Raw genomic sequence first — 17,503 nt, 5'->3', positions numbered from 1 at the left:
TTGCATGGCTTCATATATACCCCCATAGGGTACCAAGACAAGAGGGAAGATATGGCCAAAGGTGCAGTGGATCAGAAAATCAACCGGCTTCGCCGCATCGAAGGACAGGTTCGCGGCATCGCCCAGATGGTGACCGACGACCGCTATTGTATCGATATATTGCACCAGGTGCAGGCGGTGAAGTCCGCGCTGGCCAAGGTCGAAAGCCAGATTTTGAAAGACCACGCTGCTTGCTGCGTCAGCGAAGCGATCGCGACCGGCAGTCCGGCCGAGCAGCAAGAGAAATTTGAAGAACTGATAGATTTGTTCGAAAAAGTGAAACGGTGAGAAATAGGGTCGTCTCGCTGAATCAGCGGGCGGCAATTTTAAAGGAAGATTGATGATCGGAGCTATTGCCAAATCGATGAAGGAAACCAGCGCCGCGGGGCTGTTGCTGGTATCGCTGGCTGCCTGTTCGACTGCCGCGCAGGCGGCGAGTTACACGATGTACCGCGATGCCGGTTGCGGATGCTGCCTGAAATGGGCGGATCATGCCGCCAAAGGCCTTGATGCAGAAGTGATTGCAGAAAATGCCGACATGCAGGTGGTCAAGGATTTGCACGGTGTTCCAAACGCGCTGCGCGCCTGCCACACTATGATCGTCGAAGGCTATGTGATCGAGGGTCATGTCCCGGCCGAAGCAATCCGGAAATTGCTCCGCGACAAACCAACGGATGTGATCGGCATAGCGGTAGCCGGCATGCCGGTTGGATCGCCCGGGATGGAACATCGGGATATGACAGAGCCTTATCAGGTTATCGCATTCGGTCCCAAGGGACAGCGCGTCTTCGCCAGTTATAACTAAGAACCACCGGCAAAAAGCAGGGCTTTAAACTCGGACTTTCCTGGTCCTGCGATATCCTCCTCTGGCACGGTATATACTACCGACATTGACTCCCTTGGGGCAAAATCATATATACCCCTATAGGGTATTTTGATTGAGATCGAAAAGGAGCTTGAGATGACCGAGACCACGTCCTCCCATCATGACCATGATGATTGCGCCCGTCCGGTCAAAGACCCGGTCTGCGGGATGACCGTCGACCCCGCCAAGACAGAATATCACGCGCGCCATGACGATCAGGATTATCATTTCTGTTCCGCCGGCTGCCGGACGAAATTTGTCGCTGATCCGGATCGCTATCTTTCGTTCGGCCCGTCACCCGCGATGGAGGATGTGCCCGAAGGCACGATCTATACTTGCCCGATGCATCCCGAAATCCGTCAGGAAGGGCCCGGCTCCTGTCCGATCTGCGGCATGGCGCTCGAGCCGGAAACCTTCTCGCTCGATAGCGGCCCGGATCCGGAATATATCGATATGCGCAGACGCTTGTGGATCAGCGCGTTATTTTCCATCCCCTTGTTCATCTATGCGATGGGCGACATGATCCCCGGGAAACCGTTTGAATCCTGGTTCGATCCCGGCACCGCGAATTGGATACAGCTGTTGCTGGCAACGCCGGTGGTTTTCTGGGGGGCATGGCCGTTTTTCGTCCGCGGCGTGCAATCGCTCAAGACCATGAACCTCAACATGTTCACCCTGATCGCCCTCGGCGTCGCTGTGGCTTATGGTTTCAGTCTGGTCGCGACATTCTTTCCTGGCCTTTTCCCCGACGCGTTTCGAGGCCATCACGGCACGGTCGTAGTCTATTATGAAGCGGCAGCGGTGATCACGACATTGGTGTTGCTGGGGCAGGTCCTCGAACTCAAAGCGCGTGGCCAGACCTCCAGCGCCTTGCGCGCTCTTCTCGAACTCACTCCTCCGGTGGCCACGCGGATCAATGGCGATGGTTCGGAAGAAGAAATAGCACTCGATCTGGTGCAGTCGGGTGACAAGCTGCGCGTCCGGCCGGGAGAGAAAATCCCCGTCGACGGCATTATTGCCAAAGGTTCGAGCACGATCGATCAGGCGATGATAACCGGCGAACCTATTCCGGTAAAGAAAGCCGAAGGCGACGATGTCACCGGCGGAACCGTAAACCAGACCGGCAGTTTCGTGATGACCGCCGAGCGCGTCGGCAAGGACACGCTGCTGGCAAAGATTGTCCAGATGGTCGCTGACGCCCAGCGCAGCCGCGCACCGATTCAAAAGCTTGCCGATATGGTGGCGGGTATCTTTGTTCCTGCGGTGGTATTGGTCGCCGTGACTACCTTCGTGGTCTGGGCGATCTGGGGACCGGAACCGGCGCTGGCTTATGGACTGGTCAACGCTGTTGCGGTGCTGATCATCGCCTGTCCCTGTGCTTTGGGTCTCGCAACCCCGATGTCGATCATGGTGGGTACCGGCAAGGGCGCGCAAAACGGGATATTGATCAAAAACGCGGAAGCGCTCGAGACACTGGAAAAGATCGACACCATTGTCGTCGACAAGACTGGCACGCTTACCGAAGGCAAACCGAAGCTGGTCTCGGTCGAGCCTGAGAGCGGGTTTGACGCCGACGAATTGCTCGCGTTGGTTGCTTCCATCGAAGTCGCCAGCGAGCATCCGCTTGCCGCCGCGATTGTCGAAGGCGCGAGAGAAAAAGCTCTGCAGTTCGAGGCAGCGAGCGATTTCCAATCGATTACCGGCGAAGGAGTTGAAGCGACGGCCCAAGGCAAACGGGTTGCCATCGGCAATGAAAAGATGATGGAACGGCTGGGTGCTACCAGCGCTGATCTCGTGGACAAAGCGCAAGAAGGCCGTTCGCAAGGCCAGACGGTGATGTTCGTCGCGGTCGATGGAAAACCGGCAGGACTGGTCGGTGTCGCCGACCCGATCAAAGCGACCACGGTCGATGCGATCAAGGCGCTCCACAAAGCAGGCCTCCATGTCGTCATGCTGACCGGGGACGCGGAAGCAACCGCACAGGCCGTCGGCAAGATGATCGGGATCGACGAAATCCATGCCAACGTCTCGCCCGAAGACAAACACCGGGTGATCAGCGAGCTACAGGCGGCCGGTAAACGGGTGGCGATGGCAGGCGATGGCATCAACGACGCGCCAGCGCTGGCCAAGGCTGATGTCGGGATCGCGATGGGTACCGGCACCGACGTCGCGATGGAGAGCGCAGGCATCACGCTGGTTAAAGGCGATCTTGGCGGAATCGCCAAGGCCCGGCATCTCAGCCAGTTGACGATGGGCAATATTCGGCAGAATCTGTTCTTTGCCTTCTTCTACAACGCACTGGGCGTGCCGGTTGCGGCGGGTATATTATATCCCTGGTTCGGCATCCTGCTCAGCCCGATGATCGCAGCCGCCGCGATGAGCTTCTCTTCGGTATCGGTGATCGGCAACGCACTTCGGCTCAGGCGCAAGCCGCTCTAGCGTGGGAAGTGGGCCACACCCCGAGGGGAACTTTTCGACTGTCCGGACGTAAATTACCCCACAACGCTAGGAATTCAGACATTCTGAAGGGGAAGTCAAATGTCGAAATATACGAGTTTCATCGTGATGATCGCTACCTCCACGCTGGCTATGTTCGGTCTTATGTACCTCAACACCTACGCGCTTGATCACATATTCTTCAGCGAAACCCGTACCTGGATGGCGCTTTATATGGGCGGTGCGATGGCGACCATCATGCTCCTTTTCATGCTTGGTATGTATGACGACAAAAAGAAAAATGCGATGATCCTCGGCGGGGCCGTGATCCTGTTTGCCAGTTCGCTCTATCTGGTCCGGTCGCAGGACACGATCTCCGACCAGGCTTGGCAAAAGGCGATGATCCCCCATCACTCGATCGCCATCCTAACCAGCGAACGCGCCAATATCGAGGACAGACGCGTCCGTGAGCTTGCTGATGCCATCATCAAGGCCCAGCGCCGCGAGATCAAGGAAATGAAATGGCTGATCGAGGACATTCGCAAGAATGGCAAGGCAACCACCGAAGCCGCTGCCATAGCCCGCCCTTTGCCGAAGTTTGACGGTCACCTGAATACCGCGCGCGGGAACTAGGATTTGCCGGAAAAGCTGCAGTTGCTATCGCAGCTACAGCTTCTGTGTACAGCGATCTGGGGTGTTGGCGGCATTCATTTCAGGCTGCCCTGCTGTAACCGACCTTGCGTTGCGTTTCCAGGCCTTTAACCTGGGCGAGATGATCCAAATCGATATCTTTGGCAAACTGAACGCCGGTGCGATCGTCATGTGACCAGCGGGCAACGGCTTTAAATTGATAGTCCGGGAGTAATTCGATGATCAACTCGGTTCCTTCAGGCACGTGCCACAGGCCGACCAGCATAGCCCCCCGAACGCCGATATTTCTGATCTGAACGGTGTAGTGGTGATCGTCATGGATCACTATGATCGAACGCAGCATTTTGCGGCGCGGCAGCCGGCTCTTGCTCATTCCCGAAGGAGCCATCGGTCCGAAGTCACTGTGCAACAATGCGACGGCCTCTTCCGCTACCAATGGTCTGCTGTAAATATATCCCTGAACGTGAGAGCAGCCGAGCGTCTTGATGAGTTCCAGCTCATCATGTGTTTCCGCACCCTCTGCGATGGTTTCCATATCCAATGCTTCGGCCAGCGAAACGATCGATTTGATAATGGCAGCGTTGCGGGTGTCCGGCATCGCGGCACCGCGAACAAAGCTCTGGTCGATTTTTATTTTATCAAACGGCGCTTTTTTCAGATAGCTCAGCGAAGAATATCCGGTCCCGAAATCATCCAATGACAAGCGCACGCCGATCGATTTCAGGCTAGAGAACATTTTGTCGGTTTCGTCGCCTTCGATCAAAAACACACTCTCGGTTATTTCCAGTTCCAGCCGGTTTGCGGCAAGTCTCGAAGTAGCCAGCGCATTCACGACGATCGCCGGAAATCCAGGATTGGCAAATTGTGTCGGAGATACATTGACCGCTATTTTGACATTCTGCGGCCAGCTGGAAACCTCGGAACATGCGGTCCGCAAAACCCATTCGCCAATATGCGAGATCAGTCCGGCATCTTCGGCAATCGGAATGAATATCGAAGGCGATATACTGCCGCGCACAGGATGTTCCCATCGCACCAGCGCTTCATAGCCGGAAATTTCTTCATCGACGGTCGACACTTGTGGCTGATAAACCAGATGCAACTGGTTCTCGGCCAAAGCTTTCCGCAAATCCATTTCCAAACTGCGCCGGTCTTCCGCGTTGGCGTGCATCGATTTGTCATAGAAACAATGGACTCCGCGGCCGGCTTCCTTGGCAGCATAAAGCGCGAGATCGGCGTTACGGATTAGGGATTCGCTGGTGATGCCATGTTCTGGCGCGATTGCGATGCCGACCGAAACGCTGATGGTGACCTGGACATCATCAATCATATAGGGGCGCGAGATCGATGAGATGACTTTCTCTGCAAGCGAAGTCAGCCGTTCCCGGTCGTAGATGCTGGGAAAGATAACCGTAAACTCGTCCCCGCCTTGCCGTCCGGCCTGTCCCGACGAACCAATAACCCCCAGCAGTCTTTTGCTGACCTGTTTGAGCAATGCGTCTCCCGCCGGATGACCCAATGTATCATTGACCGACTTGAAACGATCAAGGTCAAGCAAGAACAGAGCAGTCGGGCGGGTTGTCCCGGTCTGGCTGACCAGGGCTTTTTCCAATATCCCCAACATCTGCGGCCGGTTGGACAATCCGGTAAGAGAATCAAATTGTGCCAGCTGACGGACTTTCTCCTGCGACTGACGCATGGCCGTCAAATCCGTACCACTGCCGCGAAATCCGAGGAACTGGCCATTGGATGTGAATATCGGATTGCCGGAAATGGACCACCAGCGTTCCTCATGGAAAATCACCGATCGTACCGAAATTTCCTTGAAGGCTGATCGGCTGGACAGGTGAAATCCCAGCGTTCTTTCCCCGCTGGGTGAAATGGAATCTTCCTCATAAGGCGCGACCAGCTGGGTCAGCGGGAGGCTCATCAGATCTTCAAATGTATCGACCGCGAGCTTTCGGATCGTGTCGGATATATAGACTATCCTGCCATGCCTGTCGGTTTCCCAGAACCAGCCCAGGGACGCATTCTCATATTCCGAGAGCAGGGACTTGGCCCGCGTCTCGTCGCCCCTTTTCCTCTCGACCCGTAAATACTCGTGGTGATCATGGCGGATGTGCTGCAAAGTTGCAAAAAAAGTGGCGACAACGAACAGCAGCAGCGCGACACCGAATGCAGCGGGCGGGAGCACGGGAAAAAGCGTGATGGCTACGCCGGAGCTGAAGGCGAGCGCAACGACCCTTTGCTTGCCGGCGATGATGGTTACAATCATTGTGGTGAGGCATTGGTAGACAACGCAATAGGCAGCGAGCAGCGGCGATGCTGCAAAATTGGTCGCGGACATAAGTGTGCCGGCGAACGATATCGCGGAGATGCACGCTACCAACAGCATCAATCTCAGCTGCCAATGAGACGGGAGTTTTTCAAACCACTTCGCTTTTGCCAATGCCCAAATAATCAGGTCGGTCAAAAGCGTGATGGTCGCCAAGGCCACCGTCATCGAACTCATCGTCATCGAGCCAGCGGGCTCGGCCAGATTATAAAATAATAATGCTGCCAATTTGACGACCAGAACCATTGGCCAGAAACTACACAAGACACGCAAATCAAGGGTTATCCGATCCGCAATATCGTCAAGCTGAGGTCTGGCGGACAGTCCCAGGTCCGTCCAGCCGATCGGCTCTACCGACGACGTGTCGATACTCGGTATGTTGCGGGGTAAATTCATTGGCGGACAGTGGCCACCAACCCTTTAAATCTTCTTACCAATTCGCTAGTTTGAGGCGATTAAAAATATATTTGAAATCGCGTCGTAACTTGCGAGATTCTTTGCTTTTTGCGATTGGATTTATGACAGCGTGGGACAATGGCTGACTACCGGTTTGGCCGGGCACGGGCACTCTTACAGGATCGTTCCGATCGTGGGGACGGACGTCAGCGGGATCTCACCGATCCGGGCGTGTAACCCTCAGGACGCAACAGAGCGTATTGGCTGTTCGGATAACGCACTTTGCTCATCGAGATATTCGAAAAGCTGCACTGCGCTCATCGGTATCCCGAAATAATATCCCTGGACAGACTGGGCTCCCACGCGTTTCGCCATCAGCAACTCCAGCTCGTTCTCGACCCCTTCGAGAAGGCATTGGACATCCAGCGTTCGTGCCATGCCGGCCAGCGAGTGGAGGATTTTCTCGGTCATCGGATCGGTCAGGTTTTCCATGAAGGAGCGATCCACCTTGAGCTTGCTGATCGGCAAAGTTCGCAGATAGCCGAAATTGGAATAGCCGGTGCCAAAATCGTCGAGCGCGATCGGATGGCCCAGCGCCGCCAGACGACCGAGATTGGCAGAGGCTTTCTGGGTATCGGACATCATCGCCGATTCGGTGACCTCGAATTCAAGCAAGGCAGGATCAAGGTCGCTATCCTGCACCGTTGAAATTATCTGATCGATGACCTGATCGGCAATGAGATCATGGCCGGATAGATTGACCGAAAGAGGAAAGGGTTGGTCCCAGCTCTTCAGCGCGGTGATTGCCTTATGCAATACGGTCAAGGTGATGTTGGCGATCAGGCCGCTTTCTTCGGCAACCTTGATGAACCGGTCGGGACCGATCGGGCCAAGAGTGGGACTGTCCCAGCGCGCGAGGACTTCGGCGCGGACGACCTTGTTTTGCCCCAGATCAAATTGTGGCTGGAAGACCAGCTCGATTTCCGAGTCGAAGTCCGCGACCCGCAATGCCTGTTCGATCCTACGGCTTTCCGCTGCATTTTTCGCATGTTCGTCACAGAAGACAACCACCCGGTTCTTGCCGGTACGCTTGGCATGCAACAAGGCGTAATCGGCGTTGCGGATTAGCTGGGTGTCGGCTTCGTCGACAATGATCTCGGTACAGCCGATCGATCCGGACACCTGGATAAGCCGATCGTCGATCCGATAAATCTCCGCGATTTGCGGGAGCAATTTCTGGCACCAGACCTCAACCGCAGCGACACCAGCATTGGTCGTGAGAATGATGTTGAATTCATCTCCGCCCATGCGGCTTACATGAGCGTTGGTACCGCAATATTTGCGTAACCGCTCCGCCACGTTCTTGAGCAGCTCATCACCCATGATATGCCCGTAAACATCGTTCACTGTCTTGAAGCCATCGAGATCCAGCAGGATCAGCCAGGCGGCGTGGGACGGGTATCCACCATTTTTATATTTTGTGTAGGTCTCGAAAAATGCCCGACGGTTGGGGAGGCCGGTCAGACTGTCTGAAAGCGATCGCTGTCGCATGGTTTCGCCAAGATTCTGGGCTTCTTCCCGGCCGAGTTCAGCCTCGTGCTTGGCCGCGACGGCCAGACCGATAGCCCGCCGCAGAAAAAATGTAATCGCGATAGCGCTCAGCGCCGCAGCAAAGGAAATGAACCCGTATATTCCCATTTGTCCGGATTCATGCAGGAAAAGCTCGTAAATCAGGCCGCCTAGCGCCGCTATGATCGAAAACAGAGCTTGTCTCATGCTGACGCAGGCAAAGGCAAAGATCATCGCCATCATCATGAAGTAGATCAGCTTGGGTTGCGCATATTCGAGGTGCAACGCCACCAATACATTGACGAGGATCAACATGTTGGTGACGCTGGTCAGTGCTTCGAGCTTGCCGGTGGACAAAGGCTTGCGCAACGCATGCCATGAGAAGAGAGCGAACAGGCTGGCTGTGATCGATGCCGCGGCCATGTGCAAGAGATCCGATCCGCCAAATTCCCAGAAATGGGTGAGCGTCATGACGATATAATAGATCGCAGCGACGCCAAAATAGCCCCGGATCACGGGCCGATAAATTTGCGCAATTGACGAACGGGCATCGAAACCGGTGGACGAATCTGCAAAATTTATAAGTCGCCGAAGCAAATGTCATTTCCCGTGTTTATGCGATGTACATTAAGAGACGGGTTTAAACGGAAATAATTAACAAACGGCAAGCAGAGGGATGAATGGATGTTTCTATTTGTAATAGAATGTAAAAAGCAAGAAGTTTTCTTACATCTGTTTACAAGATATGATTTTGGATGACCCTGAATACTTGATCGTTTCTGTTGTCTGGTCTCTTCATTAAACTCTTCAGTTGCTTGAAAAACCGGTTGGTTCCGGCAGGCCTGTTTGACGAAATGCGGCACCCTGAGCCCGGTTTTCCGGCGGAAAGGTCGGTTAACGCAACCGAACCGCCCTCTGTGCGTTGAGGGAAGGAGAACAATAAATCCCCCCGAAAATTGAGGCTAATAAATGAATATTCTAATGGTACTGACATCGCACGATCAACTCGGTGACACTGGCAAAAAGACCGGTTTCTGGCTCGAGGAGTTCGCTGCACCTTATTATATATTCAAGGATGCCGGCGCCGAAATCACTCTGGCTTCGCCCAAGGGTGGCCAGCCGCCGCTCGATCCTTCGAGCGATGCCGACGACGCCCAGACCGATGATACCCGGCGTTTCAAGTCCGATGAGGACGCCCAGCAAGCGCTTGCCAATACTCTGCTGCTCTCGACCATCTCGGCTGGCGCTTATGACGCGATTTTCTATCCCGGCGGCCATGGTCCGCTTTGGGATCTCGCCGAAGACGATCATAGCACCGCCCTGATCGAGAGCTTTGCTGCGAATGATCGCCCGATCGGCGCTGTCTGTCATGCGCCGGCGGTGTTCAAACATCCCAGAAATGCAGATGGCAGACCGCTGGTGTCGGGCAAGAAAGTGACCGGCTTTACCAATAGCGAAGAGGAAGCCGTTGGTCTGACCGACGTCGTTCCGTTTCTGGTCGAGGATATGCTGATCGAGAACGGCGGAAAATATAGCAAGGGCGACGACTGGGCTTCTTATGTGCTGGTCGACGGCAAGCTTGTCACTGGCCAGAACCCTGCATCATCAGCCGAAGCCGCCCGCAAATTGCTGGGCCTGCTGTAATCAAATAGACGGAGTTTCTTATGAATATCCTAATCGCCGGAGCTACCGGCAACACCGGGCTACGGCTCGTCGAGCAGCTTAAAGCCAAGGGCCACTCACCAATCGCACTGGTCCGTGAATCCTCCGACACCGGATCGCTTCCGGACGATGTCACGATCCGTCATGGTGATCTGACCGATCTGCAAAGCGGAGTATGCGACGGCTGTGACGCCGTGGTCTTTGCCGCCGGGTCGGGCGGGTCCACCGGTCCTGAATTGACCGACAAGGTTGACCGCGACGGCGCCAAGCGACTGATTGATCTCGCCGCCGAGGCCGGCGTTTCACGTTTCGTGATGCTGAGCAGCGCCGGCGCGGATGACCCCGACCCTGAAAGCGAGCTGGCGCATTATTTGCAAGCCAAGCACGAAGCCGACGAACATCTGAAAGCCTCTGGCCTGAGCTATGCGATCGTCCGTCCGGTCGCCCTGACCGACGACGATGGTAATCGCAAAATGCGCTTCGGCGATGAGGTCGATCCCAAGGGCAAAGCCGCGCGCGGCGATGTCGCAGCAGTGCTGGCAAGCGCGATCGAAGACGATCAGTGGACTGGCAAGGCCCTGCTGATGCAGTCCGTTCTTTAAGAAGCCTGATCCGGTCTTCCCACCCTGTATTTTATAATCTGGTCCGCCGCGAATATTCATTCGCGGCGGACCATTCATGCCCTTCCGGAGCACCATCTTGTAACAGTCCAATCCCGCCCTAGGAAAAATCTGTCCATCTCAACCCGGTCTCAAACTTGGAACCAAAGCCTTGGGCGCGCGTTCTAGGACCAATGGCGATCCAGCTGTCTAAAGTTCAGGGATAAAAATTGTTAGAAACTTCTGCTGACCTGAGGGAAAAGCGCATATTGCTGGTTGAGGATGAGCTGTTTCTGGGAATGGACATCAAGGAAACTCTGGAGCGTTCCGGCGCGATTGTTTTCGGACCCATTCTCGATCGTTCAAGCGCCAGTCGTATTGCCGAGTTTCATGATCTCGACGGTGCGATATTGGACCTGAATGTTGGCGGCGGCGATGTGTCGCCTGTTGCCGCCTATCTGCAACAACAGTCGACCGCATGCCTTTTCTATACCGGCGATGCCAACCGCGCTTCTGCAATCGGCCTCGACAAGATCGGCCCGGTTTATGAAAAGTCGATGCGTCCGGAGCGGCTGGTGCAATGTCTGGTCGAGCAGATGCGCAAAATCGAAAAACTCGACCGAAAACCCCCAAACTGATCTTCCTTGCGCCGGCTGCGGCACTTCATTCCGCCGGAAACCAGCGCCCTTCGAATATTACGCCGTGGATTTTCACATCCCGCAGCTTGGCCGCACCACCGACATAGGGATCACGGTCAAGCACTGTGAAATCGGCTTTCTTGCCTGTGGCGATACTGCCGACCATCGCGTCCAATCCGATTACCTGCGCCGCCTCGACGGTGATCGCGCGTAGCGCCTTGTCGAGCGAGAGCCGCTCTTTCGGTGCCTTGACATTTCCGTCGAGGGTTATCCGGTTGCTCGCCACCCAGGCGAGATAAAGCGGGTCGATTGGCGCCATGTTGAAGTCGCTGTGCAGGCCGAGAGCCACGCCCTTGCGCTCTAACGAACCGAGCCGGCTCATCTGCGCGGCGCGGTCGGGGCCCATGCCGGTCTTGGCATAGGCATCGCCTAGGATGCGGATATAGTTCGGTTGCGCGGAGACATAGAGGCCCATCTCACCAATCCGCCGGTTTTGCGCTTCGGTCGAATAGCCGAGATGTTCCATGATGATCTTTTGACCGTTTTTGACCGGCAGGGCTTCGCTGATATCGAGCACGACATCGAGGCCCTTGTCGCCGTTGACGTGGGTGTGGAGATTCCAGCCGGCGTCCCAGAAACGCTCGGTCTGCTTGAGCAATTCCTCCGGTTCGGTCAGCCATTTGCCCTCGTGGCCGTCGCTATAGCCGGGCGGGTTCATCTGCATATATTGGGCGAAGAAAGCCCCGTCAGCGAACAGCTTCACCCGGTTGGAGAAGAAGAATTTGCTGCTGTCATATTTGGCCTTCATGTCGGCAAGCCAGACATTGGGATCGCCGGTAACTAGCGGCGCAATGGGAATCGCGAGGATGCGCGATGGCGTGGTCGGCTGGTCGTAGAGGCTCTTGAACAAAGCTGACTCCATCGCCGGTCCGCCAAATCCACCGAATGCCAGATCGGCGCTGGTGGTCACGCCATTCTCGAGCATCATCTGGCGCATGTCGGCCAGTCCCTGCTGCACCTTGGCCGGCGAGAAAAGATAGGGCCGGAGCATCTCGATGCCGTTGAACAATGCGGTTTCGTGGATAATGCCGCTGGCATAATCGGCATGTCCGGGATCGATATTGGGCTTGGTGAACGCGGCCGTGAACGCCGCTTCATCGCCGATGCCGAGGAGGGTCAGCGCCTTGCTGTTGGCGATGATCTCGTGGAAGCTGCGCTGCCAGATCACCACCGGTCGGTCGGGCGCGATGCGGTCGAGCTCGGCGCGGTCCATGTCACCGTGGAACAGCTTGTGATGGCCCCAGGTGATGAACAATGCGTCTTCGCTCTTCGTCATTTCCTCGAGCAGGCGCTTTTCATACTGCACCTTGCCGCGCGCTGCGGGATAGGTCTTGCCGGGAAGTTCCCATTCCTCGGGACTGATGAACGGGATCGGCAGCATCATGATCGTCTGCATCGGATGGACATGCGGTTCGATGAAGCCGGGCATCAATATTTGTTTGGAAAACTGCCGGTCAACGGTGACCTTGCGGTCCACTGTCCATGCTTCCAAGTCTTCCAGCGACTGGCCGATACCAAGGATGATCCCGTCGGCGGTGGCGACATATTTTCCCTCGGGATAGCCGGGCTCCATGGTGATGATCTTGGCGGCTTCGAAAATTGTTACTTCGGGATAGGGGAGGGCAGCGGGTCCCGCTTCGGCCTGCGCGCCGGTTGCCAGTAGCAGCGCCAGCGCCGCCCCGATGGACGATATGGATTTCAGCATGTCTCTCTCCCTTAGGCAGGAGTGATTATGCGCTCGGCTCCGCCTTGGCAACCGTCAGCTTGCTCGCCTTGACATGTTCGCGCCAGGCGATGAACAGGCCAGAGCCGATAATCACCGGCGCGCCGAGCCAGATCGACAGGCCGGGATATTGGCCGAAGATCACGATGCCGAAGAAGGTAGCCCAGATCAGCGCGCTATAATCCATCGGCACGATTGTCGATACTGGGGCATAGCGAAGCGACTGGGTGATGCAAAGCTGGCCAAGCGCTCCGAAGATACCGATGCCGAGCAAATAGCCCCAGGTCTGGGCATCATGCCCGCCGCCGAAGATGAAGGCGCAGACGGTCAGCGCCGGCAAAGTGTAGACCGAGAACCAGAAGATGGTGACGACACTGGTTTCGGTGCGGCCCAGCATACGGATAACCATCGTGACCGCCGCCGTGACCAGAGCGCCGCCAAGGGCAACGGCTGCGCCGAATGCGGGGATCAGCGACCCGCCCGGCTGGACAACGATGAGCACACCGACAAATCCGATCAGGATCGCCGTCCAGCGCCGGATCCCGACCTTTTCCCGCAAGAATATCGCGGCAAACAGGGTGGCGAAAATCGGTACGGTAAAGCTGATCGTCGTCGCATCGGCGAGCGGCAGCAGGGTCATCGCCCAGAAATTGAGGCCCATCGCAAAAATGCCGAGGCAGGAGCGCAAGATGTGGAGCCGGTGTTTGTCTGACACAATCGACGGCCAGCCGACCTGGCTGCGCCAGATCAGGAAGCAGATCAGCGGCATCGCGATCAGCTGGCGGTAGAACAGGCTTTCGGTGACATGCACGCCTTGCTCGCCCGCCAGCTTGACGAATGCGAACATGACCGCAAGCGAGAGCATCGCCGCCAGACGTGTAACGATTCCTGCCATGGGGCGGTTCTGGCCGAGCAGCTGATCATCGGTCATGCGATATTGCCAATAAAGATAGCGCTACGGGAGTTGTGCATTGGCGCGGTTAATAGCATATAGCCTGCAAATGCAATCAGGAGTCTTTTCAATGCGTACGATTACCCATGTTCTGGCCGCTGGCGGAACCGCAAAGGCAACCCGTCAGGGCGATATATTCGACCCAAATAATGGCGGTATCCAGGCCAGGGTCGATCTTGGTGATGCGGCTCTGCTCGACAAGGCGGTCGACGCGGCACTGGCAGCGCAACCGGCATGGGCAGCAACCAACCCGCAGCGACGCGCGCGGGTCTTCTTCAAGTTCAAGGAACTGGTCGAAGCGAATATGGACGAACTGGCGCATATGCTGTCGATCGAGCATGGCAAGGTTCTCGCCGATTCCAAGGGCGACGTGCAGCGCGGTCTGGAAGTCATCGAATTCTGTTGCGGCATCCCCCATGTCCTGAAGGGCGAATATACCCAGGGCGCAGGACCCGGCATCGATGTCTACTCGATGCGTCAGCCGATTGGCATTGGCGCCGGCATCACCCCGTTCAACTTCCCGGCGATGATTCCTATGTGGATGTTCGGCCCGGCGATCGCGACCGGCAATGCCTTCATCCTCAAGCCATCCGAGCGTGATCCGTCCGTACCGGTGCGGCTGTGCGAACTGATGATCGAAGCCGGTCTGCCAGAGGGCATTTTGCAGTGCCTGCACGGCGACAAGGAAATGGTCGATGCGATACTCGATCATCCGGCGATTGGCGGAATCAGCTTTGTTGGTTCGTCCGATATCGCCCATTATGTCTATCAGCGCGGCGTTGCGGCTGGCAAACGGGTCCAGGCGATGGGCGGCGCGAAGAACCACGGGATCGTGCTTCCAGACGCAGATCTCGATCAGGTTGTGAATGATTTGTCGGGCGCTGCTTTCGGTTCGGCTGGCGAACGCTGCATGGCTTTGCCGGTTGTCGTTCCGGTCGGAGAAGAAACCGCCGACCGCCTGCGCGAGAAAATGATCCCGGCGATGGCGGCCCTCCGGGTCGGCGTATCCACGGACGAAGAAGCCCATTACGGACCGGTGGTCAATCCGGCCCACAAGCAGCGGGTCGAGAACTGGATCCAGACCGGCGTCGACGAAGGCGCCGAACTGGTTGTCGATGGCCGCGGCTTCTCGCTGCAGGGTCATGAAGATGGCTGCTTCATCGGACCGTCATTGTTCGACCATGTCACCACCGATATGGAAAGCTACAAGGAAGAGATTTTCGGACCTGTCCTGCAAATCGTCCGCGCGAAGAATTTCGAGGAGGCGCTCGCGCTGCCCAGCCAGCATCAATATGGCAATGGCGTCGCGATCTTCACCCGCAACGGCCACGCCGCCCGCGAATTTGCCAGCCGCGTCAATGTCGGCATGGTCGGTATCAACGTACCGATTCCGGTACCGGTCGCCTATCACAGCTTTGGCGGCTGGAAACGGTCGGCATTTGGCGATACCAACCAGCACGGCATGGAAGGCGTGAAATTCTGGACCAAGGTCAAGACGATCACCCAGCGCTGGCCCGACGGCACCGCCGATGGCGGCAACAAGGATGCCTTCGTCATTCCGACCATGGGCTAACGCCCGGTAAGACCTGATCGCGTCGGAGTTCCAAATCAGGACAAGCCGCCCGAAACGCTGGATTTTTCGGCATTTCGGGCGGACATGACGATGATGAAGGTCTTTTTGGCTATGAACCGGGTGCGGCGTTGCTAGCGCTGTCACCGCGCCTGCTCCTGCCGTCGGTTCTGCTGGCGATACTGCTGTTCGCTTTCTGGCGGCCGGGAGATGGCCCGAGCGAGCCAGTGACGGTGCTCGCTACCGTGGCCCCCTCAGACAAACGCATAGCCTTCAGCTTCGACGATGCCCCACGCGGTGCCGGTGCGTTTCTGGAGCCGGATGAACGACCCAAATTGCTGATCGAGGCGCTGCAAACGGCAGGCATCGAACAAGCCGCCTTCTTCGTAAATCCCGGGCGGATTACCGCCCATGACAATGACGCCGCCGATATCGCCGCTTACGCCAGGGCAGGCCACGTCCTGGCCAATCATACCGCCAGGCACAGCAAACTTTCTTCTGTTTCGGCTGGGGCATTTCTAGCCGATATCGATGCGGCCGAGACTTGGTTGAAAGACAAGCCTAATTACCGGCCCTGGTTCCGTTTTCCCTATCTTGACGAAGGTCAGAAAGACAAGGCCAAGCGCGACGCGGTCCGTGCGGGGCTCAAGCAACGAGGACTGATGAACGGCTATGTCACGGTCGATGCGTCGGACTGGCATATGGAGGAAATGGCGATTGCTGCGGGCAAGGCAGGGAAAGTGATGGACTGGAACGCGCTGCGCGACCTGTTTGTTGAATCCTACGTGCAATCGGCAGAATTCTCGGACGATCTGGCCCGGCGGACGCTGGGTAGAGCGCCGGTGCAGGTGATCCTGCTCCACGAAACCGATCTCGCCGCAATGTTCGTCGATGATCTGGCAGCGGAGCTAAAAAGGCAAGGATGGGCCATCGTCTCGGCCGACGAAGCCTATCGCGATCCGATCGCCCATATGGAACCGGACATCGATTTCGCCGATGGTACCCGTACACAGATGCTCGCCGCCGAGCGCAATATCGGTAACCGCTGGTACAAACGTAATGATCAGAAACTAGCGAAAAAGCTATTTGCCGAGAGGGTCTTGCGGGACTAGGCTCCGTCGCATGAAAACAATCAAAATCGTTCGCAATCTCACCCTCGCTGTCGCCTTGCTGGGCGCGTCCTCGGTGCAGGCGCAGTCACCCGAAGCAGTCGCGCAGCAGGTGCTCGCCGAAAACCCGGTTATTGACGGGCATAATGACGCGCCAGAGCAGATCGCCGAACGGTTTGACAGTGATCTCTCGCAATTCGACTTTGGCGACACATTACAAACTTTCGGACATGGTTCGAAGCCTATGCACACCGACCTTGCTCGGTTGAAACAGGGCAGAGTCGGCGGCCAGTTCTGGTCGGTCTGGATCGATCCCGAATTGCCTAAATATGAAGCGGTTCAGCGGGTGATCGAGCAGATCGATATTGTCCACCAGCTGGTCGCGCAATATCCAGATGAACTGCAACTCGCGCTGACCGCTGCCGATGTTGAGACGGCTCGGAAAAATGGTCGTATCGCTTCGCTGATCGGGATGGAAGGCGGGCATTCGATAGGTAACTCGCTCGCCGTGTTGCGCCAGACCTATGCGCTGGGTGCGCGCTATATGACGCTGACCCATTGGAAGACGCTCGACTGGGCGGATAGCGCGACCGATGCGCCGAAAAGCGACGGACTTTCCGAATTCGGTGTTTCGGTAGTCGAGGAAATGAACCGTCTCGGGATGATGGTCGATATCAGCCATGTGTCCGAAGCCACGATGAATGACGCGCTGGATGTGACCAAGGCACCCGTGATATTCAGCCATAGCTCCGCCGATGGCGTCACCAAACACCCCCGCAACGTACCGGATGCGGTTCTGAAGCGGCTACCGGCCAATGGCGGGCTGGTCATGGTCACCTTCGTGCCTTCTTATGTGAATGCCGAGAACCGGGATTGGGACGCAGCGGAAAAGGCCGAAG

The 17,503-nt window shown here is 56.6% G+C and carries 14 protein-coding genes; 10 read left to right on the top strand and 4 right to left on the bottom strand.

The annotated features are described in order from the left end of the window. Positions 1-51 precede the first annotated feature (51 nt). The 4 genes from V7680_RS09010 (at position 52) to V7680_RS08995 (ending at position 3,973) form a co-directional block, all read left to right on the top strand. Positions 52-327 carry a metal-sensitive transcriptional regulator gene (locus V7680_RS09010; protein WP_335652959.1) on the top strand — a complete coding sequence of 92 codons (276 nt, stop codon included), beginning with the start codon at positions 52-54 and terminating at the stop codon, positions 325-327. Positions 328-379: 52 nt separating this feature from the next. Beyond that, positions 380-844, top strand: a complete 465-nt coding sequence (locus V7680_RS09005) for a DUF411 domain-containing protein (protein ID WP_335652958.1) — start codon at positions 380-382, stop codon at positions 842-844. A 156-nt stretch (positions 845-1,000) separates the two neighbouring features. Further along, positions 1,001-3,343 carry a heavy metal translocating P-type ATPase gene (locus V7680_RS09000; protein ID WP_335652957.1) on the top strand — a complete coding sequence of 781 codons (2,343 nt, stop codon included), beginning with the start codon at positions 1,001-1,003 and terminating at the stop codon, positions 3,341-3,343. Between the two features lie 99 nt (positions 3,344-3,442). After that, positions 3,443-3,973 (top strand): DUF305 domain-containing protein, encoded by a 531-nt coding sequence (locus tag V7680_RS08995; protein ID WP_335652956.1) that lies wholly within the window; start codon positions 3,443-3,445, stop codon positions 3,971-3,973. 79 nt (positions 3,974-4,052) lie between these two features. Here V7680_RS08995 and V7680_RS08990 read toward each other — a convergent pair whose 3' ends face one another. Both V7680_RS08990 and V7680_RS08985 read right to left on the bottom strand, forming a co-directional pair. Beyond that, entirely contained in the window at positions 4,053-6,722 is a 2,670-nt protein-coding gene (locus V7680_RS08990) for a putative bifunctional diguanylate cyclase/phosphodiesterase (protein WP_335652955.1), read from the bottom strand. Between the two features lie 240 nt (positions 6,723-6,962). Next, a complete protein-coding gene (locus V7680_RS08985; protein ID WP_335652954.1) occupies positions 6,963-8,888 on the bottom strand; it encodes a putative bifunctional diguanylate cyclase/phosphodiesterase in 1,926 nt (641 codons plus the stop codon). Between the two features lie 372 nt (positions 8,889-9,260). Between V7680_RS08985 and V7680_RS08980 the strand changes: the two genes are divergently transcribed. The 3 genes from V7680_RS08980 (at position 9,261) to V7680_RS08970 (ending at position 11,190) form a co-directional block, all read left to right on the top strand. Beyond that, positions 9,261-9,935 carry a type 1 glutamine amidotransferase domain-containing protein gene (locus V7680_RS08980; protein WP_335652953.1) on the top strand — a complete coding sequence of 225 codons (675 nt, stop codon included), beginning with the start codon at positions 9,261-9,263 and terminating at the stop codon, positions 9,933-9,935. A gap of 20 nt (positions 9,936-9,955) precedes the next feature. After that, positions 9,956-10,555: an SDR family oxidoreductase gene (locus V7680_RS08975; protein ID WP_335652952.1), complete on the top strand. Its 600-nt coding sequence runs from the start codon at positions 9,956-9,958 to the stop codon at positions 10,553-10,555. 227 nt (positions 10,556-10,782) lie between these two features. Beyond that, positions 10,783-11,190 carry a hypothetical protein gene (locus V7680_RS08970; protein ID WP_335652951.1) on the top strand — a complete coding sequence of 136 codons (408 nt, stop codon included), beginning with the start codon at positions 10,783-10,785 and terminating at the stop codon, positions 11,188-11,190. Between the two features lie 25 nt (positions 11,191-11,215). Here the strand turns inward: V7680_RS08970 and V7680_RS08965 are convergent, their stop codons facing one another. Together V7680_RS08965 and V7680_RS08960 are read right to left on the bottom strand one after the other, a co-directional pair. After that, on the bottom strand, positions 11,216-12,955 hold the full coding sequence (locus tag V7680_RS08965; protein ID WP_335652950.1) for an amidohydrolase: 1,740 nt from the start codon (positions 12,953-12,955) through the stop codon (positions 11,216-11,218). A 25-nt stretch (positions 12,956-12,980) separates the two neighbouring features. After that, positions 12,981-13,904: a DMT family transporter gene (locus tag V7680_RS08960; RefSeq protein WP_335652949.1), complete on the bottom strand. Its 924-nt coding sequence runs from the start codon at positions 13,902-13,904 to the stop codon at positions 12,981-12,983. A 91-nt stretch (positions 13,905-13,995) separates the two neighbouring features. Between V7680_RS08960 and V7680_RS08955 the strand changes: the two genes are divergently transcribed. The 3 genes from V7680_RS08955 to V7680_RS08945 all read left to right on the top strand — a co-directional run. Next, positions 13,996-15,498 carry a CoA-acylating methylmalonate-semialdehyde dehydrogenase gene (locus V7680_RS08955; RefSeq protein ID WP_335652948.1) on the top strand — a complete coding sequence of 501 codons (1,503 nt, stop codon included), beginning with the start codon at positions 13,996-13,998 and terminating at the stop codon, positions 15,496-15,498. 128 nt (positions 15,499-15,626) lie between these two features. Further along, positions 15,627-16,607 (top strand): polysaccharide deacetylase family protein, encoded by a 981-nt coding sequence (locus V7680_RS08950; protein WP_335652947.1) that lies wholly within the window; start codon positions 15,627-15,629, stop codon positions 16,605-16,607. A 10-nt stretch (positions 16,608-16,617) separates the two neighbouring features. Next, positions 16,618-17,503: dipeptidase (locus tag V7680_RS08945; protein ID WP_335652946.1), on the top strand; the 886-nt coding region annotated here is incomplete at its 3' end.

This window comes from Parasphingorhabdus sp. (assembly GCF_036963705.1).
Taxonomy (GTDB): domain Bacteria; phylum Pseudomonadota; class Alphaproteobacteria; order Sphingomonadales; family Sphingomonadaceae; genus Parasphingorhabdus.
This window is presented reverse-complemented; position numbering and strand designations above follow the sequence as displayed.